General features: G+C 59.1%; 17 protein-coding genes. 7 read left to right on the top strand and 10 right to left on the bottom strand.

Annotated elements, in window-relative coordinates; translation table 11 throughout:
- Positions 1-68 precede the first annotated feature (68 nt).
- Genes ispG through ACVWVQ_RS12185 form a run of 3 tightly spaced genes read right to left on the bottom strand, consistent with a single transcriptional unit; the run spans position 69 to position 2,730 of the window.
- The gene (gene ispG / locus ACVWVQ_RS12195) at positions 69-1,298 is read right to left on the bottom strand and encodes a (E)-4-hydroxy-3-methylbut-2-enyl-diphosphate synthase (RefSeq protein ID WP_011431793.1); all 1,230 of its coding nucleotides are present in this window, start codon (positions 1,296-1,298) and stop codon (positions 69-71) included.
- 49 nt (positions 1,299-1,347) lie between these two features.
- Complete coding sequence (locus ACVWVQ_RS12190; protein WP_457508714.1) at positions 1,348-2,169, bottom strand: MOSC domain-containing protein; 822 nt, start codon at positions 2,167-2,169, stop codon at positions 1,348-1,350.
- 45 nt (positions 2,170-2,214) lie between these two features.
- A complete protein-coding gene (locus ACVWVQ_RS12185; protein WP_011431791.1) occupies positions 2,215-2,730 on the bottom strand; it encodes a bifunctional nuclease family protein in 516 nt (171 codons plus the stop codon).
- Between the two features lie 64 nt (positions 2,731-2,794).
- On the opposite strand from ACVWVQ_RS12185, the gene ACVWVQ_RS12180 reads away from it, so the two are divergent.
- Complete coding sequence (locus ACVWVQ_RS12180; RefSeq protein ID WP_457508712.1) at positions 2,795-3,577, top strand: cobalt-precorrin-6A reductase; 783 nt, start codon at positions 2,795-2,797, stop codon at positions 3,575-3,577.
- Between the two features lie 25 nt (positions 3,578-3,602).
- On the opposite strand, the gene ACVWVQ_RS12175 is transcribed toward ACVWVQ_RS12180, so the two are convergent.
- A complete protein-coding gene (locus tag ACVWVQ_RS12175; RefSeq protein WP_414350270.1) occupies positions 3,603-3,959 on the bottom strand; it encodes a single-stranded DNA-binding protein in 357 nt (118 codons plus the stop codon).
- A gap of 336 nt (positions 3,960-4,295) precedes the next feature.
- On the opposite strand from ACVWVQ_RS12175, the gene ACVWVQ_RS12170 reads away from it, so the two are divergent.
- Complete coding sequence (locus ACVWVQ_RS12170) at positions 4,296-6,452, top strand: NAD(P)H-quinone oxidoreductase subunit 5 (RefSeq protein WP_457508710.1); 2,157 nt, start codon at positions 4,296-4,298, stop codon at positions 6,450-6,452.
- Between the two features lie 171 nt (positions 6,453-6,623).
- Positions 6,624-7,121 (top strand): SMC-Scp complex subunit ScpB, encoded by a 498-nt coding sequence (gene scpB, locus ACVWVQ_RS12165; RefSeq protein WP_457508708.1) that lies wholly within the window; start codon positions 6,624-6,626, stop codon positions 7,119-7,121.
- Positions 7,122-7,223: 102 nt separating this feature from the next.
- On the opposite strand, the gene ACVWVQ_RS12160 is transcribed toward scpB, so the two are convergent.
- From ACVWVQ_RS12160 to psbU, 6 genes are all read right to left on the bottom strand, one after another.
- Positions 7,224-7,874 carry a peroxiredoxin gene (locus ACVWVQ_RS12160; RefSeq protein WP_414350274.1) on the bottom strand — a complete coding sequence of 217 codons (651 nt, stop codon included), beginning with the start codon at positions 7,872-7,874 and terminating at the stop codon, positions 7,224-7,226.
- Between the two features lie 143 nt (positions 7,875-8,017).
- Positions 8,018-8,899: an alpha/beta hydrolase gene (locus ACVWVQ_RS12155; protein WP_457508706.1), complete on the bottom strand. Its 882-nt coding sequence runs from the start codon at positions 8,897-8,899 to the stop codon at positions 8,018-8,020.
- A gap of 231 nt (positions 8,900-9,130) precedes the next feature.
- A complete protein-coding gene (locus ACVWVQ_RS12150; protein ID WP_414374377.1) occupies positions 9,131-9,718 on the bottom strand; it encodes a CPBP family intramembrane glutamic endopeptidase in 588 nt (195 codons plus the stop codon).
- A gap of 139 nt (positions 9,719-9,857) precedes the next feature.
- Complete coding sequence (gene csaB / locus ACVWVQ_RS12145) at positions 9,858-10,943, bottom strand: polysaccharide pyruvyl transferase CsaB (RefSeq protein WP_457508730.1); 1,086 nt, start codon at positions 10,941-10,943, stop codon at positions 9,858-9,860.
- 77 nt (positions 10,944-11,020) lie between these two features.
- Entirely contained in the window at positions 11,021-11,914 is an 894-nt protein-coding gene (locus ACVWVQ_RS12140; RefSeq protein WP_457508703.1) for an Rpn family recombination-promoting nuclease/putative transposase, read from the bottom strand.
- Between the two features lie 51 nt (positions 11,915-11,965).
- Positions 11,966-12,334 carry a photosystem II complex extrinsic protein PsbU gene (gene psbU, locus ACVWVQ_RS12135; protein WP_414406847.1) on the bottom strand — a complete coding sequence of 123 codons (369 nt, stop codon included), beginning with the start codon at positions 12,332-12,334 and terminating at the stop codon, positions 11,966-11,968.
- A gap of 193 nt (positions 12,335-12,527) precedes the next feature.
- Between psbU and gcvP the strand changes: the two genes are divergently transcribed.
- From gcvP to ACVWVQ_RS12115, 4 genes are all read left to right on the top strand, one after another.
- Complete coding sequence (gene gcvP / locus ACVWVQ_RS12130; protein WP_457508701.1) at positions 12,528-15,494, top strand: aminomethyl-transferring glycine dehydrogenase; 2,967 nt, start codon at positions 12,528-12,530, stop codon at positions 15,492-15,494.
- Positions 15,495-15,643: 149 nt separating this feature from the next.
- Positions 15,644-16,207 carry a hypothetical protein gene (locus tag ACVWVQ_RS12125; protein ID WP_457508699.1) on the top strand — a complete coding sequence of 188 codons (564 nt, stop codon included), beginning with the start codon at positions 15,644-15,646 and terminating at the stop codon, positions 16,205-16,207.
- Between the two features lie 2 nt (positions 16,208-16,209).
- Positions 16,210-16,647, top strand: a complete 438-nt coding sequence (locus tag ACVWVQ_RS12120; RefSeq protein WP_457508697.1) for an SRPBCC family protein — start codon at positions 16,210-16,212, stop codon at positions 16,645-16,647.
- A gap of 37 nt (positions 16,648-16,684) precedes the next feature.
- The gene (locus tag ACVWVQ_RS12115; protein ID WP_457508695.1) at positions 16,685-17,266 is read left to right on the top strand and encodes a peroxiredoxin family protein; all 582 of its coding nucleotides are present in this window, start codon (positions 16,685-16,687) and stop codon (positions 17,264-17,266) included.
- Positions 17,267-17,496: the final 230 nt, after the last annotated feature.

The following is a 17,496-nucleotide window of genomic DNA, read 5'->3' as shown; positions in this document are numbered from 1 at the left end:
CAGTTTCTCAGCAAAGCAAGAGCGCGGCAGGATTGCTGGACAGGTCGCCTCTTGAGGGGGAAGCGGAATTAATGGGAAGAAGGGGGATCCACCCAGCGCCCATCGGCTTTGATCAGATCGATCAGCGCCTGCACGCCTTCCGATTCCGGCACCCTTTTCACTTCCTCTTTGCCGCGGTAGAGAGAGATCACCCCCGGCGTCTTGCCCACGTAGCCGTAGTCGGCGTCGGCCATCTCTCCCGGCCCATTGACAATGCAGCCCATCACGGCAATGTCCAACCCCACCAGGTGCTGGGTTGCGGCGCGCACCTTCTGCAGCACCTCCTCCAAATTGAACAGGGTGCGGCCACAGGAAGGGCAGGCCACATACTCCACCATGGTTTTGCGCAGGTTCAGAGCTTGCAAAATGCCGTAGGCCACCGGGATCTCCTTTTCCGGGGCTTCCGTGAGAGAAACCCGAATCGTGTCGCCGATCCCTTCAGCCAAGAGGGTTCCGATCCCCACCGCCGACTTGATGCGCCCATATTCTCCATCGCCCGCCTCGGTGACACCCAAGTGGAAGGGATAGTTTAGGCCCAGGGCATCGAAGCGACGGGCTGCCAGCCGGTAGGCCGCCAACATGACCTGCGGGCGGGAGGCCTTGAAGGAAAGCACCACATTGTGAAAGTCTTGCTCGGCGCAGATTTGGGCAAATTCCAGGGCCGACTCCACCATGCCCTCAGGCGTATCCCCGTAGGTGAAGAGCATCCGCTCTGCCAGGGATCCATGATTGACCCCAATGCGCAGGGCTTTGTTCTGGGCTTTGAGGGTCTGGACAAGGGGGGTGAAAGTTTCCCGGATTTTGTTGCGGATGGCCTCAAATTCGGCTTGGGTATATTCTGTGCGACCGGGCTGAGGTTTTTCAAAGACGAACAACCCTGGATTGATGCGCACCTTGTCCACGTATTTGGCCACCTCCAGGGCGATCTTGATGCCGTTGTGATGGACATCAGCTACCAAAGGCACGGGCTTGTAGGTTTGGATCAGCTTCTCCCGAATTGCCTCCATCGCCTTGGCATGGGCCATGCTGGGAACGGTAACCCGCACAATCTCTGAGCCTGCCTCGTGCAGACGGCGGATCCCGGCCACTGCCGCGTCGACGTCGAGGGTGTCCTCGTTGATCATGGACTGTACCACCACCGGGTGCTGGCTGCCGATCAACACATCAGCTACGGCCACCGTGCGGGTGGGGCGACGGGGATAGACCGGTTCTGGGTAGGGCTGCTGGGTGGGGGCGTTGGGCCGATCCAGGGTTTGCATAGCTTGGTCAAGCCAAAAGAGCTGCTCTAGCTTGATTGTAGGTCGGAAACTAACCTGGGATTCGACTCAGCTCAGGGTAGAGGCTGAGGGGTTCAACCCCGAGGATTTCGACGGGATCCCCAACCCTCAGGTGCTTGCCCGTCTCCGTTCTCGGGATCCACGTATTGATCCCAAGGCGATAGAAATGGTCAAAGCGGCTGGCTTCGGCCCAGGGTGGCAAGGTTTTCTGCCGTTGCGCCACGAAGTGCTTTTGAAAACCGGGATAGGCCTCTCCGCTCAGGGGATCCCGAGTGGGCACCACACAGCGGGCGCAGGGGTTGAGGCCCAGCAGCTCCACTTCCCCAATGCGAAAGCGCACCCCTTGATCTGCCTGGGCAAAGAGCCGATCCTCCCAAAAGGGCAGACATTCCGACAGCTCGATATTCATGCGAAAGCGCTGCCGAACCGCTTCCAGGGTCAAGTTGGGGAACCAACCGGCCACCGTCTCCAGAGTGGCTGTGCTGATCAGGGTGGGGCCGTTGGCATAGGGATCATCCGGAAACCCCCTGAGAGGCTCCTCCAGCAGTTGCACCGGAAAACCGAACCAATCGCTGAGCCAAGTCTGCAAAGCATCCCGCTGCTGCTGCAGGTCAAACTGGGCCGTCTTGCCATCCCCCCACAACTGCACCTGGCCCAACTGGGGATCAAACCGGGCACGCAGGCGGTGGACTGCAGCATGGCGTTTGCCGTTCACCCGCTTCCCCTCCGCATCCAAGAGGGCGTAGCGGCGATCCCCCTCCAAAGTCCCCCCTGCCGTCAGCCTCACCTCAGACAGAGGGATCCCATCCAGGGACTTGATGGGATAGACCGTTAACCTGGCAACCTGGGGCATGGCCTGTCTGCCGGGATCCCTGGGGGTGGGATCCGCCTTAGCTGCTTAACTGTCGGCTTCGGTGGGATGGTCGGTCATGGGGTAGCTGCGGATAAAGTCTCTGGGGGTTACATTTTCTACAAACTTGCGAAAGGCCTCCCGCTCCGCCTCGTCGGCATCCTGGTTCATGGGGATCGAGGCTTCCGCAATGACCTCTTCCACCGTCCAGATGGGAACATGGGCCCGCAGAGCGAGGGCAATGGCGTCGCTGGGGCGGCAGTCGATCTCTTGTTTTTTGTCACCATTCACGGTGACGAGCACCGCGTAGAAGGTGTTATCCAGCAACGCGTGAATGATGACTCGCTCCAGCTTGATCCCCCACGTCTTCCAGGAATTGAGGATGAGATCATGGGTCATGGGGCGCAGTGGCTTTTGGTCGTCCAGGGCCTGCAAAATGGCGTTGGCCTCTGCTTTTCCCACCCAAATGGGCAGGGCACGACGCTCACTGCCATCGCGCAGGATGACAATGGGGTTTTGGTTGACGGCATCGACCGCAATCCCAGCCACATGCATCTCGATCATGAGCAATTGCCTCCAGCCGGTGATCTTGATCGTATCTACGGGCGTCAAAGTTTGGCAACACACTATGAGCTCAGTCGGGGGTTTGGTGGAAGTGGCTTTGATCGGGGGCACTAGCGAGAGCCGCAGCTTGGCCGACGCCCTCAGCCGGCAGGGGATCCCTTGGGTGGCAACCGTCACCACCGAAGGGGCCAGAAGGCTGTATCAGGATTTGCCCGGTCAGGTGGTGGTCACCCGATTTTCGCCGTCATCTCTGGAAGAATTCCTGCAAGAACGCCGGATCTGCGTGGTGGTGGATGCCTCTCATCCTTTTGCCCTGCAGATCTCGCAACTGGCCATCCGGGTGACGGCCCAACTGGGGATCCCCTACCTGCGCTACGAACGCCCTCCTCTGGAGCTGGATCCCTGGGTCCAGGTGGTGCCGGACTGGCAGGGGGTGCTCACAGATGCGGTGCTGGCGGGGCGGCGGGTGCTGCTGACGGTGGGAGTGAAGGCCCTGCCCCTGTTTGTGCCTTGGCAAGACCGCTGCCAACTGTGGGCACGGGTGCTGCCGGAATCGGTTCCCCAAGCGGTGCAAGCCGGGATCCCTGCCGAGCGGGTGATCGGGATGCGCTTGCCCCTCAGCTTTGAGCAAGAACTGCAGCTTTGGCAGCGGTTCAGCCCTCAGGTGGTGATCAGCAAAGCTTCTGGGGAAGCAGGTGGGCTGGGGATCAAACAGGCAGTGGCCAAAACCCTGGGGATCCCTTTGTGGGTGATCCGGCGACCCCCGTTGGACTATCCCTGGTGCAGCCAGGATTTGACAGCAGTGGTGCAGGCCTGTAGGCGATGCTTGGAAGGAGCGGGACCTTGAGGTTGCCCAGCTCCAGTCCAACGGGTCAAAACGGCTCTTCGGGGGGCAGGTTGGAGTCGCGGTCTTGACGGGATCCCAGCAGTTCTAGGCGATCTACAGCGATGATGGGCCTCTGGCGCTCTTCTCCGGTGGATTTGTCTTTCCAGCGATCGAACTTGAGGCTGCCCGTTACCCCGATGAGGCTGCCTTTGCGCACATACTCTCCGGCCACCTCGGCAGTGCGGCCCCACAACTCTAGGCTGAACCAATCGGGCTTGTCTTCTCCTTTGCGGAATCGGTTGACCGCCAAGCTAAAAGTACAGACCACCTTGCCTGACTCAAAGTAGCGCACCTCCGGATCCATGCCGGCTCGCCCCACCAAGGTCACCAGGTTCAAGCTCATGGGTAGTTTCTCCAGACCGCCAGTAGATCTAGCCCTCGTTGTAGCGCTCGCAAGGGATCCCTGTCATCTTTTTGCTTGCGACCGTCAGCTTGGGCTCAGAGCCGATTCTTTAGGATATTTACAGATTTAGCTGCGGGGATCCCGATTGATCTCTGGGAAAAGCCTCTGCTGTGATGGACTTGATGCTCGGGATCCGGATCCGCACTCTGTCGCAAAAGTTTACAATGGCAGAAGCAGTTGAGCAAATGCCAGCCCACCAGACACTCCCACCGGCCAATTGCAGGGCTAGCAGAGCAGGTTCGTTGCTGTGAGAGGACGCATTCGGAAGCATTTCCCATGGAATTCATCTACACATACGCCTGGTTGATCCCCGTCTATCCTTTGGTGGCAGCCTTTCTCCTCGGCTTAGGTATCCTGATGTTCAACGCCTGGACAAGGGCCAACCGCTCTTTGGCTGCCTTTTTGAGCGTGTTCGCGACCGGGACGGCGATGGTTCATGCCTTTGCCCTTTTGGTCAGCCAGGTGCAAGGGCACGAAACCGTCCTCAGAACCATCACCTGGGCCCAGGCGGGATCCTTCTCGGTGGACATGGGCTTTGTCGTGGATCACCTGAGCGCCATGATGCTGGTGGTGGTGACCACGGTGGCCTTTTTGGTGCAGATCTACTCCCATGGCTACATGGCCCACGATCCCGGCTATGTGCGTTTCTACGCCTACCTGAGCTTATTTAGCTCCTCGATGCTGGGCTTGGTGGTCAGCCCCAACCTGGTGCAGATCTATATCTTCTGGGAGCTGGTGGGGATGTGCTCCTACCTGCTCATTGGCTTTTGGCACGACCGGCAGGCAGCGGCAGAAGCAGCGCAAAAGGCGTTTGTGGTCAACCGGGTAGGAGATTTCGGCCTGCTGTTGGGCATCTTAGGTTTTTACTGGATTTCCGGTACCTTCGCGTTTGACGAGATCGGGCGCAATCTGCATGAGATGCTGGCTAGCGGGGCAGTGAGCAGCAGCTTGATTGCCCTGTTTGCGGTGTTGGTGTTCTTGGGGCCGGTGGCCAAGTCGGCCCAGTTCCCGCTGCATGTGTGGTTGCCGGATGCCATGGAGGGCCCCACGCCCATTTCCGCTCTCATCCACGCAGCCACGATGGTGGCGGCTGGGGTATTCCTCTTGGCCCGCATGTTCCCGGTGCTGGAAGGGATCCCGGTGGCCATGGACATCATCGCCTGGACGGGGGCGGGCACAGCCTTCTTGGGGGCCACCATTGCCATCACCCAAAACGACATCAAAAAGGGCTTGGCCTACTCCACCATTTCCCAACTGGGCTACATGGTCATGGCCATGGGGTGCGGCGCCTATGGGGCGGGCCTGTTTCACCTGATGACCCACGCCTACTTTAAGGCGATGCTCTTTTTGTGCTCTGGCTCAGTTATCCACGGCATGGAAGCGGTGGTCGGCCATGACCCGGTTTTGGCCCAAGACATGCGCCTGATGGGGGGGTTGCGCAAATACATGCCGGTTACGGCCATCACGTTTTTGATCGGCACGTTGGCCATTTGTGGGATCCCGCCTTTCGCCGGCTTTTGGTCTAAGGATGAGATCTTGGGCGCTGTTTTCGAACGGAACCCAGCTCTGTGGGGGGTGGGCTTCCTCACCGCCGGGATCACCGCCTTCTACATGTTCCGCATCTACTTCCTCACCTTCGAAGGGGAGTTTCGCGGCACCAACCTGAGACTGCGGCAGGAGGTGGCCATCAGCCAGGGCCGTCCTGTGCCAGCTTTTGCCTACGTTTTTGCGGGGAAACAACCGGCCTTTGGCCCTGGAGCCATGAACATTCAAGAAAAACCCCAGCCCAGCAGCCATCCTGAAGCCCACGAAAACCTGCACGACGGAGATGCCCATGCCTCAGAGCCCCATGAGTCCCCTTGGTCGATGACCTTCCCGCTGTTGGCTCTGGCCGTCCCTTCTGTGCTGATTGGCCTGGTGGGTACCCCTTTTGCCAACTTCTTTGAAGCTTTCATCCACCCACCGACTGAGTCTGTGGCAGAGGCAGGCTCGATTTTACCGCTGGTGGCAGCAGAGTGGCAGGAGGTGCTGGCGGGCCATTTCGATTGGGCAGAGTTTCTAATCATGGCGGGTAGTTCCGTGGGCATTGGGCTGATCGGCATCACCTTGGCCAGCTTGATCTACTGGCAAAAGCGCATCGACCCGGGCACCTTCCCCCAAAGCCTGCAGCCGCTCTACTACTTCTCCCTCAACAAGTGGTACATTGACGACCTCTATGAGCGAGTCTTTGTGCAGGGCACCCGCTTCGTGGCACGGGAGGCGCTGGAGGTGGACAGCCGCATTGTGGATGGTGTGGTCAACCTGACGGGCTTGGTGACCATGGTGAGCGGCGAGGCGATGAAATACCTGGAGAGCGGCAAGGCCCAGTTTTACGCTTTGATTATCTTTGCAGCGGTGGTGGTGATGGTGGTGGCATCAGGGGTAGGGTTCTAGCTCGAAGGCGAGGATGGATCCGGCCCGCTTGGCCAAGGGATCCCTCAGCCTAGAACTGCTGCTATGCTACGGAGCAAGTTGAGCGGATCCCTTGTTGCAATGGCCCCGCGTTCTCTTAAGTCGATTTCGCATCCCTTGTTGGCGGAAAAGTAAGGTCAGAGGGAGCGTGTCTTGGCCCTGAAAAATCGGATCGAAGCAATCCTCTATTTGAAGGGGCAGCCTCTGGAGCTATCGGCCCTGGCCCAGTTGGCCCATTGCAGTCGCGACGAAGCCTACGATGCGCTGCTGGAATTAATGGAAGACTATGCCCATCGCGATTCTGCCCTGGAAGTCCTACAGGTGGGGGAAGGGTTTGCCCTGCAGTTGCGGGAGCCGTTTTTGGAGCTGGCCAACCAGCTTTTACCCCCTGAAATTGGGGTGGGTGCTACCCGTACCCTGGCTACAATCATTCTGCGTGGCCCGCTCTCGCAAGCCGATTTGGTGGAGTTGCGCGGCCAAGGTGCTTATCAGCACGTGGCAGAGTTGGTGGAAAAAGGCTTTGTGACCCGCTATCGCAAAGAAGGCAGCCGTTCCCCTTGGTTGCGCGTGACGGATAAATTTCATCGCTACTTCACAGTAGATGAGCTGGCCAAAAAAGCAGCAGAGGCAGCCTCCTTCCCCGAACAGTAAAAAGGATCCCCGATAAGGGGATCCAGACCAAAAGGATCCCAGCTTTACCCGACGAAGGGATCCCTTCTCAAGCGCCCGTCAAAGTTGGTGTTCGGGCTTTTACTACTTATTAGGCTGAGGGGTGACCCGCAAATAGGGCTTAATTTCCTTGTAGCCTTTTGGGAACTTCTCTTTCAGCACTTCCGGATCTTTCAACGAAGGCGGGATGATAACATCGTCACCGTCTTTCCAGTCGGCAGGGGTGACGACATTGTACTTATCCGTCAGCTGTAGGGCATCGATCACCCGCAGGAGCTCGTCGAAGTTGCGGCCCGTGCTGGCCGGGTAGGTAAGAATGAGGCGTATCTTCTTGTTGGGATCGATGATGAACACCGAGCGCACCGTCAGGGGCAGCCCTTCTTGATTGAGGTTGGTTTGATCCAACATGCCGTAGAGCTGAGAGACCTTGCGGTCTGCATCTGCCAAAATGGGATAGGTCAAAGTGGCGTTCTGGGTTTCCTCGATGTCCTTTACCCAGCCGACGTGGGAGTCCACATCGTCCACACTGAGGGCGATTACCTTCACACCCCGCTTTTCAAATTCGGGCATCAGCTTGGCAACGGTGCCCAGCTCTGTGGTGCAGACCGGCGTGTAATCGGCGGGGTGAGAGAACAGCACCACCCAGCTATCTCCAGCCCAAGAGTAGAAATCGATTTCGCCGTGGGTAGACTTTTGCGTGAAATTGGGAGCAGTATCGCCAAGTCGGAGAGACATACGCTCTTGATCCTCCGTAAAAGGGTTCAATCCGGTGAAACAGGGATCCGAATCCTTCGATCCGATCCCTCCCGATCTTGCCACATAACTCCACTTTTCCGAGCGGATTGCAGGTGATTTTAAGATTGTCCTCACCTAAGCCGCTACTGAGGGAAGACGACATGGGGATCCACCAGCTCGGCCACGAATTGGTGCAGGATGGTGACATAGCGCTCTCTGGCCACCTGCAGCAAGTTGTTGTGATCGGCTCCCTCGATGGGCACCAAGCGTTTGGGATCCCTCGCTGCTTGATAAAGGGTTTCAGCGTGCCAAAAGGGGATCAAACGATCATGGGTGCCGTGCAAAATCAGCAGCGGGCAATCGATCTTGGCAATGCGGCTGAGGTTATCGAAGCGATCGAAGGGCAGCAGCGGGATGCGGGTTAAGACGCGAAAGGCTGTGACGAAGGTGGATTCCAGGATCACGCCCCCCACCGGCTTTTGGGCTGCCAAATAAACCGATGGCCCACCCCCCACCGAGCGCCCATAAACCAAAATCTGCTCCGGCAGGATCCCCTGGGCAACCAGGTGAGCGTAAGCGGCCTCGATGTCTTTGTAAGCGCCGGCCTCGGAAGGAATCCCTTCGCTGGTGCCGTAGCCGCGGTAGTCGTAGGCCAAGACGCCAAACCCGGCCTGCTGCAGGCCCACCAGGCGGGGCAGGATATCCCCCAAGTCTTCGGCGTTGCCATGGCTGTAGAGGAGGGTGTAGGCAGCGGCGGGATTGGGCAAATGTACCGCTGAAATCTGTAGCCCATCAGAGGTCGTGAGCTTGAGAATGGCATCCCCATCTCGATAGCTGGCGGGACGAGGCAAAAAGATCATTCGCTCCGATTGAAACCAGCCCAGCCAGAGCAGGTAGCCGTACACCACCAGCCCGACGAGCAGCAAAGATCGCCCCACGCGCAGCCACGAGAAGGATCCCAAAACTGGAAATTGCAAGAGGTCTCGGATTGGCATTGACGAGAAGGCATCGACAAATACGGTCATTTCAATTCAAACCAGGACAATGCGCTCACACCCAAAACGTTGGTCGCGTCGTCGTGTCAGCATTGCGGAGCAATAATACATGCGACCAAAGGCTTTTCTCAATAGCCTAGGTATCTCACCCTAACCTGAAGCGACCATAAGTTACGGTCACCTCAATTTGGGGGACTTCCCTGAGGTTCTGCGCTGCTTACCGACCACCCTCAACTTCTTTCCCACAGGGGGAGAGGGCCTTCAGGGCTCCGCTTGAGAGAAAAAGCATTTCCAGGTGCAGACCCCAATCCAGTTGACAAGGGTGTGGGCGACAATGGTGACCAACAGGTTTCCCGACAGCCACAAGCCGATCCCCATGAGGATGCCGACCCCACCGGCCCAGACGGCATAAGGCCAGCCTTGCCATCCCAACCAATGCAAGACGCCAAACAAGAGGCCACTCAGGAGGATCCCGCCTGTCCACCCCAAGGGGCTGGCCACCAGCAGGGACATCAACACGCCGCGAAACAGCCATTCCTCGCTCCAGCCCGGCAGCAGGCCCACCCAAAAGACATCTCCCCACCGCAAGGGATCCGCCACCCAGTGTAAATAGGCAGTGGCTGCCCGACGATAAGCCGGCCAGAACCGGTAAACCCCCCCGCTGAGCAGAGCCACCCCTAGCCCCAGCCCCGTTCCCCACGCCAAGGCCAGGGGATCCCAGCGAAACGGCACAGGGAAGGAGGATCCCAGCCCGATCCAGAGACCCACAACGAGAGCCGAGAACAGGGTGGTGATGCCCATCCCGTTTAAGATCTGTTCGCGCGTGCAGGGCTGGGTCTGGGAAGTCATGGAGGGGGATCCCTGTACTTTAACCCTATTTTTTAGGGTAGAGCGGATCTCGAAAACAACGGCTACCGAAATCCGCACTGGCATTCGGAAACAGAGCTACAGGGGCAGCAGCTTCTGCTGCGATCTTCACGGAACCTCATCAATCCCACCTCAGGTGCTGTTTTAGCAACTGGCCGTGCTGAGTCGATTGCTCCACCCAAACCGCAACTTGATCAGGACTGAGAGCCGAACCCTCTGAGTAGCAGGCCAGCCAAGCTTGGTGTAAGGCTTCAGGATCGGTGGGCATCTCCTGCAGATCCCAGCCAGGCATGCCCAATTCCTGGAGCAGCGTTTTCACCTTGGGATCGTAGCTGAGACCAAAACAGGCGCAGCCCTCTGCCGCCGCCATCACCAATCCGTGGTAGCGCATGGTGATCGCCAGCCTGACACCCCGAAAGACTCCTTTCAATAGACAGGGATCCCGAATTTCCAGCACTTGGCTACGGTGGGGTAGGCGCTGCTGAAGCTGCTGAGCCAAGTGGTAGTCTGGCCCAAGGTCAGGGGATCCGGGAGGAGCCAGCTGAAAGGGCACGAAGAGAAGGTATGCCCCCGTGGAAGCCTGGAGACGCTGTAAACCCTGGCTCAAAGCTTCTAGACAGGCTCCAGTCAGTTGCGGATGCGGACGCAAGACCACAGCAATGCGGGGCTGAGGCCACGTTTCCCATTCCGGCAAGGTTTTGGACGGCAAACTCCAGACGGGATCCGGAGCCACCTGGTGAGGGATCCCCCACTCTTGCAGCCATTGGGAGGCAACCCCATCCCGCACACTGATGGCCGTGCAACCTGCCAACGAGCGACGGGCTAGTGCACGAATCCACCCCCGCTGCAGCGGCCCGATCCCTTGGGCCCAGGCAACGGTTCTTAGCCCCCATCGCTGGGCTAGGCCCATTACCCCCAGGTAGTAGAGAGGGCTGCGCCAACTGGTGCGATCCTGCAGCAGGCCACCTCCACCCCAGATGAAAGCCTGGGCCTCCTGGAGACAGCGCCGTAAAGCCAAACTGTTGAAGCGCGGATAGGCCAGCACCCCATAGGTGGCAGCCGTTTCGGCAGGGCGACGGGAGAGCACCACCGGCTGTACGGGGCTGGGCAACTGCTCTAGCTCTCGTAAGAGAGCCAGCAACAGCGCCTCATCGCCGGCATTGCCGTAGCCGTAGTAGCCACAGATCAAAACCTGTGGCCGTTTCATCGAGTCCATCTGAGTAACAGGGATCCTAACTCACCCACAGAGTCCTGTGAGGTTGGAAAAGGCCGCGACGGCAAACCCTAGTTGGATGATGACTCCCTGAGCCATTGGATCAAATCGGCCAGGGTTTGGAAGTCCAACAGCGCTTCCGCCAAAGCCTCCAGTTGCTCGGTAGGTAAGAGGCGGATGGTTTCAGACAGGTCTTCCGGCAAAGATCCCAGCTTGCGCCGCAGTTGACTCAGAGTCAGTCGAGCTGCTTCTTGCTGCAGACCTTGCTGCAGACCCTGTTGCAGACCTTGCTCTAGGCCTTGTTTCAGGCCCTCCTCTCGCCCTTCTTTGAGGGCTTCTGCTCGCCACATCTGATAGATGGTCGATTCCCGCACAGCCAGACCTCCCAGTACCCTGCTAATTTCCTCTGGCGTCCATGTTAATCCTGCCAAAACAGCAGTGGCCGCTTTCACCTCTTGCCGTAGCTTTGGATCCTCTATCTCTGCTATTGCTCTGGCCACCTGCCGCAGACGGGGTTCTGGATTGTCCGGCTCTGCCAGTACCGCCAAGGGCAAGAGGCCTGGGTATCGGGATAGCACCTCTGGATCTTGTTCCCACAGGCGCAAGACCTCAAAGCGATGGGACAGGGATCCCCGTTGAAAAGAGGTTTGGTACACCCGTTCTGACTGGGTTTTTCTCAGGTAGATGACAATCTGCCGCACTTCCTGGGCAGGATAGCGGCGGTAGAGGCGCAGGCAGTAGTCGGCCATGCGGAAGGGGATGTCGGGATCCGGGTCGGTTTGAAACTCCAGATGCAAAATTAAGTTTTGGGCCCGCAGCAGGATAAGAGAGTCCGCGCGGATGGGCTCGGTGGACAGCTCCGTCGGCTGTAGCTGAGCCAAGGAAACAGGGGATCCCAGCAGCCACCGGGCAAAGGACTCGGGGAACCATTCCACCAAGTACTTGCAGACGTTATCGTAGGCCACAGGATCCCTTTCCTACAAAAGCCGATTCTCCCGATGGCCCCTCTGCCGAGATCAGCCGTAGTACCCTTGGTTGATGCGGTTTTCCAGTTGGTTAGCCCCTTCCTGATACTCGCCAAACACGAAGTTCTCGGCGTTGGCTTTGATCAAGGCCTTTTGCTGCTCCGTCAAACCGGAGATCTGCAACATATCTTCCAGGCTCCTGTAGGGAGCGTTCTTCACCAGGATGCGAGCTAGGGTGGGATAGAAGCCGGGCAGTTGGCGGTAGTTGCGCAAGATGGTGTTGTTCACGTCAATCGGAGTGTCTAAGTGCTTTACCGGGGGAAGCTCTGCGGCCCTGGCCACAACAGGGATCCCCAAAGGAGCGAAGCACAGACAGAGCACTAACACCACACGAACCAAGATGGACAGCAGCCAGCGCATAGCATCACTTCTCCAAGCAGAATCCAAAAGGCTCATCTGTATAGGTTGCTAACATTCTCCGACCATCTAGTGTCTCATCCCCTCCACCCCGAATCGAAGGCCAAGACAGGATTTGGATCCCGACAGAAACAATTTTTAACAACTATGATCAGGAGACAGTCTTTCTTGCTCTCCCTTTCTCGGCTATCGCACCATGTCCGACTTGGCCCTTCTCCACTCGACTCGACTTGACCCCCCCAGCCGGGATCCATCTCCAGGGATCCCAGAACCCACCCCTTCTCCCGATGTGGGGTTGCTGGAGCAGACCGAACTCTTTCTCAGACGGCACATTGGGCCGGATGCCCGGCAAATCGGGCAGATGTTGCAAGCGTTAGGGCTGAGTTCGCTGCGGGAGCTGGTGGAAAAAGCGGTGCCGCCGGCCATTCGCAGCAGCCAGCCTTTGCAATTGGGATCCCCTTGCCCTGAGCAGCAGGTGTTGGCGGAACTGCAGGCAATGGCGGCCCAGAACCAGGTGTGGCGCTCCTTTTTGGGCATGGGCTATTCCAACACCCTGACGCCACCGGTGATTCAGCGCAACATCCTGGAAAACCCTGCCTGGTACACCCCCTACACCCCCTACCAAGCTGAGATTGCCCAGGGACGGTTGGAAGCCCTGCTCAACTTCCAGACGATGGTGATCGACCTGACGGGGATGGAGATCGCCAATGCTTCCCTGCTGGACGAGGCCACCGCAGCCGCCGAAGCCATGGCTCTTGCCTACACCTTGGCAGGCAGGGGATCCCCAGTTTTCTGGGTGGATCGGGGCTGTCATCCCCAGACGATTGCAGTGGTGCAGACGCGGGCAGAGCCCTTGGGGATCCAGGTGCGCATAGCCGATCCAACAGAACTCTCCCTGGAAAAGGGCTTTGGATTACTCCTGCAGTATCCCAGCACCTATGGGGAAATCCGGGATTACCGGCAGTTGGTGGAGCAGGCTCACCAGAAGGGGATGGTGGTGGCGGTGGCTGCCGACCTGCTCAGCTTAACCCTATTGCAACCGCCGGGAGAGTGGGGAGCGGACATCGTGGTGGGATCCACCCAGCGCTTCGGCGTGCCTTTGGGCTATGGCGGCCCCCATGCGGCTTACTTCGCCACCCGCGAGGCCCACAAGCGGCTGCTGCCAGGACGGCTGGTGGGGATTTCTCAAGATGCTCAAGGCAAGCCGGCCCTGCGCTTGGCGTTACAGACCCGCGAGCAGCACATCCGGCGGGACAAGGCCACCAGCAACATCTGCACTGCCCAGGTGCTTTTGGCGGTGATGGCTTCTATGTATGCCGTCTACCACGGCCCCCGCGGCTTGCGACACATAGCCGAGCGCATCCACCGCCAGGCCCATCACTTGGCCACCGGGATCCGTCAGTTGGGCTATGAGGTGGGGCCCGAGCATTTCTTCGATACCTTCTGGGTCAAGGTAGCTTCTCCAGAGCAGGTGCAGGCGATCCAGGCCGGCGCTGCCCAGCGACAGATCAACCTACGCCAGATCGATGACCAGACGCTGGGGATCAGCTTGGATGAGGCTACCACCGCTCAGGATCTGCGGGATCTGTGGGAGATCTTTGCCGGAACCGTTCGCGTCAGCGGAGCGGAGTCCTTACCGCCAGCTTGGGATCCCGACAGCCCAGAGCTGGACTTGGGCCAGAGCCTGCCGCCCCAGCTCCTGCGCACCACCCCCTACCTCACCCATCCGGTCTTTAACCGTTACCACTCGGAAACTGAGCTGCTGCGCTATATCCACCGCCTGCAAAGCCGGGATCTGGCTCTCACCCATTCCATGATCCCCTTGGGCTCTTGCACCATGAAGCTGAACGCCACGGTGGAGATGATGCCGGTCACCTGGCCGGAGTTTGCCCAGCTCCATCCTTTTGTGCCCCTGGAGCAGGCCCGCGGCTACCAAGCCCTCTTTGCCCATTTGGAAAAGATGCTGGCGGAGATCACCGGCTTTGCCGGAGTTTCTCTGCAGCCCAATGCCGGATCTCAGGGGGAATATGCCGGCCTGTTGGCTATCCGCCGCTACCACCAAGCCAGAGGGGAAAGCCGGCGGCAGGTGTGCTTGATCCCCACCTCGGCCCACGGAACCAACCCGGCCAGCGCCGTGATGGCGGGGATGCAGGTGGTGAGCGTAGCTTGTGATGAAGCCGGCAATATCGACATTGAGGATTTGCAGGCCAAGGTGGAGCAGCACGGGGAGCGGCTGGCAGCCTTGATGATCACCTACCCTTCTACCCACGGCGTGTTTGAGGAAGGGATCCGCCAGATCTGCCAGATCGTCCACGAGGCGGGGGGACAGGTGTACATGGATGGGGCCAACCTCAACGCTCAGGTGGGCCTCTGCCGTCCTGCCGAGCTGGGGGCCGATGTCTGCCACCTCAACCTGCACAAGACCTTCTGCATTCCCCATGGGGGAGGTGGGCCGGGGGTAGGGCCCATTGCCGTGGCCCGCCACCTTGTGCCCTATTTGCCTGGCCATCCTGTTTTGCCCGGCTGTAACGGCCCCGTCAGCGCTGCCCCGTGGGGCAGTGCCAGCATTTTGCCCATCTCCTGGGCCTACATTCGCCTTATGGGATCCGCCGGCCTCACCCTGGCCAGCCAAGTGGCCATCCTCAACGCCAACTACATCGCCAAGCGGTTGGATCCCTACTACCCGGTGCTCTACAAGGGGCCGGGGGGGTGGGTGGCCCACGAGTGTATTTTGGATTTGCGCCCCCTGAAAAAAAGCGCTGGCATCGAGGTGGAAGATGTGGCCAAGCGCCTGATGGACTATGGCTTCCACGCCCCCACCATCTCCTGGCCGGTGCCGGGGACAATGATGGTGGAGCCCACCGAGAGCGAATCTCTGGAGGAGCTGGATCGCTTCTGCGAGGCGATGATTGCCATCCGCCAGGAGATTGCCGCCATTGAGCGAGGCGAGATGGATCCGGTGCGCAATCCCCTCAAGCTGGCCCCCCACACCGCCGAGGTGGTGGCTGCCGACCACTGGGATCGCCCCTATCCTCGCTCGCTGGCCGCCTACCCGCTCCCTTGGGTCAAGGCCCACAAGTTCTGGCCCAGCGTCAGCCGCATCGACAACGCCTACGGGGATCGCCACCTGGTGTGCAGTTGTCAGCCCTGGTTGGAGGAATGATGGCTGCTTTCGAGCCTGGCTCGGAATCAGAAGAGGAGGTTCAGTTGTATCCAAAGGCGGGATCCGCTATAACCCAGTCAGGGATCCCTGGCCAACGGATGAGAAAAAATCCCCGTCTTGAGCGGTTCACGTCAGTGGGGCCAAGTTCTTTGCCTATTCTTACTCGGCTAACCCTGGGGCTGTTGGCGGGATCCCTCGTGGCCTGTCGCAAGATGCCTGATCCGGTTGCTCAAGAAGTGGATCAGGATCCCGTGCGGCGTCACATCGGCAAAGATGGCACGCATTTTGAGGCTTCCCTGGGGGATACCCGCGCTCTTCCCCCCCAGTTTCCCCGTCACTTGCAGTTGCCCAACGCTGTCATCATCTCTTCGGGACAGATTCGGGATCGAGAGGGGGGCCTTGCTTCCCTGATCTTGCAGACCTCTCAGCCTCTGGAGGCGATTGCCGCCTACTATCGCCGCACCCTGTGGGGCCGGGGCTGGGACATCCTCTCGGACATCGAGCAGGCCAATGGGATCCGCACCTTGGTGTTCGAGTCTCCCCCCCACCCAGAAAAGCCTCTCCAACAGGCGGTGGTGCAAGTGGGATCCCCCCGTCGCGGGCCGGATCAGGTGGAATATCGCGATATCTTGATTTTGCTGAGCACCGTATCCCCCTCTGCCACGGCAGAAGACCTCTCTGCGGCCAAGCTCGCTCCCCCAACTTTCCCCTGAGGATGCCCATCTATACCCAGTCAATTCTGATTGCGGCCAGCGTGGCCCAGGTGGATCGCTGTCTCACCGACCTGGAGTTGATGAAGCGCTGGCTCAACCCGCTGTTGGGCTGTGAGGCGGTGGGATCCCCTCTAGCGGAATTGGGCAGCCGCTACCGCTTTTTCCTTCGCTTGCCGTTTGTATCCCCCAGCTTGGATTGCGTGATTACAGAGCGGGCAGAAGGCTTGGTGCAGTGGCAGTTTAAGGGATTTTTTGAAGGAACCGACCGCTGGGAATGCCATCCCCAGCCGGGGGGTACCCTTCTAGTCAATTGCTTCAACTTCCGCATCCCCAGTCCCTGGGTGGCGGCAGGGTTTTACCTGTTGGCAGCAGGGCCGACCCAGCAGGATATGCGGGCCCAGCTCCGACGGCTGAAGGCGGTGGCCGAGGCTTTGGGTTAGGCTGGTGGCAAGTAGTAAAGAAACGTAAAAAACTGCAATGACCAGCAACAGCGGACTGTTTAACCGTCGCTTTGCCGACAACTTCATCCCCCAACCAGCCAACACTTCTCTGGAAATCGGCCAGATTGCCCCCGATTTTGAGCTGCCGCGCGTGCAAGGGGATCCCGTGCGGCTATCGGACTACCGCGGCCAAAAGCCGGTGGTTCTGGCTTTTACTCGCATCTTCACCGAAAGGCTTTTTTGCCCTTTTTGCTACCCTCACATCCAAGAGCTGAAAACCCGCTACGGCGAGATCCAAGCTCTGGGGGCCGAGCTGCTGATGGTCACCAGCACCGATCCGGTTCAAAGCCAGCAGATTCAAGCGGATCTGCAACTGCCCTACCCACTGCTGGTGGATCCCGAGTGCAAAACCTTCCGCCTCTATGGGGTTGGCCAAGCTTTGGGAGCACCCCTGCCGGCCCAGTTCGTTGTGGATCGGGAGGGCAAACTGCGCTTCAAGCATGTTTTCTCCTTTGCCCAGCCCAATGCCGATACCGATGAGGTGCTGCGGGTGTTGCGGGAGGGGCTGCAAACCGGCTGGGATGGAACCCGTAGGGTGGCCCCTATCCCCTTTTTCTAGGGATCGGGCTTCTCTGCCATTGGACTTCCAGGGAGAGAGACTGCGATGTTTGCCCGTCTGGCCCAGAGTGGGGCGCGTCAGGCCGAGATCCTGGAGGTGGTTTTGCGCCACGGCTGGGACTACATGCGCCGCTTGCTCTGATACATTTACGCTGAACACTGCTGAACATCACTGTTCAACTATGCAGCGATAGCATTCTGTTTGTTTCCATTCGCGTTAGCGGGACGGAG

It is taken from the genome of Thermostichus sp. MS-CIW-36 (assembly GCF_054059035.1).
Note: the sequence above shows the minus strand (reverse complement) of the source record. Positions and strands in the feature narration are given on the sequence as shown.

Excerpts from the sequence above, each read along its gene's own strand:
- ispG (WP_011431793.1), bottom strand. The coding sequence starts at position 1,298 with ATGCAAACCCTGGATCGGCCCAACGCCCCCACCCAGCAGCCCTACCCA.
- ACVWVQ_RS12115 (WP_457508695.1), top strand. The coding sequence starts at position 16,685 with ATGACCAGCAACAGCGGACTGTTTAACCGTCGCTTTGCCGACAACTTC.
- psbU (WP_414406847.1), bottom strand. The coding sequence starts at position 12,334 with ATGCGCTGGCTGCTGTCCATCTTGGTTCGTGTGGTGTTAGTGCTCTGT.
- ACVWVQ_RS12160 (WP_414350274.1), bottom strand. The coding sequence starts at position 7,874 with ATGTCTCTCCGACTTGGCGATACTGCTCCCAATTTCACGCAAAAGTCT.
- ACVWVQ_RS12155 (WP_457508706.1), bottom strand. The coding sequence starts at position 8,899 with ATGACCGTATTTGTCGATGCCTTCTCGTCAATGCCAATCCGAGACCTC.
- ACVWVQ_RS12180 (WP_457508712.1), top strand. The coding sequence starts at position 2,795 with ATGAGCTCAGTCGGGGGTTTGGTGGAAGTGGCTTTGATCGGGGGCACT.
- ACVWVQ_RS12175 (WP_414350270.1), bottom strand. The coding sequence starts at position 3,959 with ATGAGCTTGAACCTGGTGACCTTGGTGGGGCGAGCCGGCATGGATCCG.
- ACVWVQ_RS12170 (WP_457508710.1), top strand. The coding sequence starts at position 4,296 with ATGGAATTCATCTACACATACGCCTGGTTGATCCCCGTCTATCCTTTG.
- ACVWVQ_RS12120 (WP_457508697.1), top strand. The coding sequence starts at position 16,210 with ATGCCCATCTATACCCAGTCAATTCTGATTGCGGCCAGCGTGGCCCAG.
- gcvP (WP_457508701.1), top strand. The coding sequence starts at position 12,528 with ATGTCCGACTTGGCCCTTCTCCACTCGACTCGACTTGACCCCCCCAGC.
- ACVWVQ_RS12185 (WP_011431791.1), bottom strand. The coding sequence starts at position 2,730 with ATGATCGAGATGCATGTGGCTGGGATTGCGGTCGATGCCGTCAACCAA.
- ACVWVQ_RS12150 (WP_414374377.1), bottom strand. The coding sequence starts at position 9,718 with ATGACTTCCCAGACCCAGCCCTGCACGCGCGAACAGATCTTAAACGGG.
- ACVWVQ_RS12190 (WP_457508714.1), bottom strand. The coding sequence starts at position 2,169 with ATGCCCCAGGTTGCCAGGTTAACGGTCTATCCCATCAAGTCCCTGGAT.
- csaB (WP_457508730.1), bottom strand. The coding sequence starts at position 10,943 with ATGAAACGGCCACAGGTTTTGATCTGTGGCTACTACGGCTACGGCAAT.